The organism is Geminicoccus flavidas (assembly GCF_009806515.1).
In the GTDB taxonomy this organism is placed as follows: domain Bacteria; phylum Pseudomonadota; class Alphaproteobacteria; order Geminicoccales; family Geminicoccaceae; genus Geminicoccus; species Geminicoccus flavidus.
Genome location: NZ_WUJP01000944.1, coordinates 1 through 1,610, shown reverse-complemented (window position 1 = coordinate 1,610; position 1,610 = coordinate 1). Strand labels below are relative to the sequence as shown.

Below are 1,610 nucleotides of genomic sequence, written 5' to 3'. Positions count from 1 at the left end.
AGCTGCGCTCCATGATGCCCTGGATCGGCCAGAACAAGCTGGTCGACACCGCGAAGAACTGAGCGGTTCCACGGCGTTGGACGACGCACGGGCGGGAGGGGAGACCTTCCCGCCCGTCGCAGTTTCAGACTCGGGGCCGCTCGCACGTCAGCGCAGGGCTTCCCGGCGCTCATTGAGACGGATGGCGCAGATGCGTCGTGCCGTCGCCGACAGGTTGCGGCATCTCGCCGGTTGCCATGATTCCTGAGAGAAGACACCGCCCGAACGCGGCTCCTGGGCCACATGGCTTACCGCAGCGGCTAGCCATTCCCGTTCCTCCAGCAGCAGGCAATCGATGCAGGCTTCCATCACGTCGGCCGTGGCGGTGCCCGGGCGGCAGCAGCAAGGGTCCACGCGGATCGCCTTCTTCATCGCGGGCTTCGCCCTGGCTGCCTGGGCGCCGCTGGTGCCGTTCGCGCAGGCGCGGGTGGGGCTGGGCGACGGCAGCCTCGGCCTGTTGCTGCTCTGCCTGGGCTGCGGCTCGATCGTCGCCATGCCGCTGGCCGGCGTGCTGGCCGGCCGGTTCGGCTGCCGCAGCGTGCTCCTGCTGGGCAGCGCGCTGGTCTGCCTGACCCTGCCGCTCCTGGCGGTCACCGCGACCTTCCCGCTCCTGGCGGCGGCCCTTTTCGCCTTCGGGGCCGCCATCGGCACGGTCGACTGCGTGGTCAACATCCAGGCCGTGATCGTCGAGCGGGCGAGCGGCCGGACGATGATGTCCGGCTTTCACGGTCTGTTCAGCGTGGGTGGGATCGCTGGTGCCGGCGGCGTCAGCCTGCTCTTGACCCTGGGCGCCTCGCCGCTCGGCGCCACTCTGGCCGCGGTGGCGCTGGTGCTGCTGGCAATCGGCTGGGCGGCACCGCATCTCCTGCCCGACGCCGCCGCCGCGGGTGGGCCGCTGTTCGTCTGGCCACGGGGCGTGGTGCTGTTCATCGGCATCCTGTGCTTCGTCGTCTTCTTGACTGAAGGAGCCGTGCTCGACTGGAGTGCGGTGTTCCTGACCAGGATGCGCGCAGTGGAGCCCTCGCAGGCGGGCTTGGCCTATGCGGCGTTCGCCACCGCCATGACGATCGGGCGGCTCCTGGGCGACCGGATCGTGCGGCAGGTCGGCGGGCGCCGCGTGCTGGTTGCCGGCGGGCTCCTGGCCGCCCTGGGCCTGGCGCTGGCGACCCTGCACCCGGCCTGGCAAGCCGCCCTCGCGGGCTTCGCCCTGGTCGGTGCCGGCTGCGCCAACATCGTGCCGGTGCTCTACAGCCTGGTCGGGCGGCAGAAGGTGATGCCCGAGCATGCCGCGGTCTCGGCGATCACCACGATCGGCTATGCCGGCATCCTGGCCGGACCGGCCGCGATCGGGCTCGTCGCGCACTTCACCAGCCTATCCACCGCACTGCTCGGCATCGCGGTGCTCCTGCTGGGGGTGGCCGCCAGCGGCCGGATCCTGCGCCTCTAGCGCCCGGTCGCAGGGGGTCGGAACCGCCGCCAGGCGATCAGCCCGCCACAGGTCCGGCCGACGAACAGGATTCTGGGAAGGTCCTGACCGTCGATCCTGGAGCGCACCGGCTGCATGGCCACCT

Annotated in this window: 1 protein-coding gene; it reads left to right on the top strand. The window is 71.2% G+C overall.

Features of this window, described 5'->3' with window-relative positions; all coding sequences use genetic code 11:
- Positions 1-334: 334 nt before the first annotated feature.
- Positions 335-1,486 carry an MFS transporter gene (locus EQG76_RS27055; protein WP_159718059.1) on the top strand — a complete coding sequence of 384 codons (1,152 nt, stop codon included), beginning with the start codon at positions 335-337 and terminating at the stop codon, positions 1,484-1,486.
- The last annotated feature ends 124 nt before the right edge of the window (positions 1,487-1,610 follow it).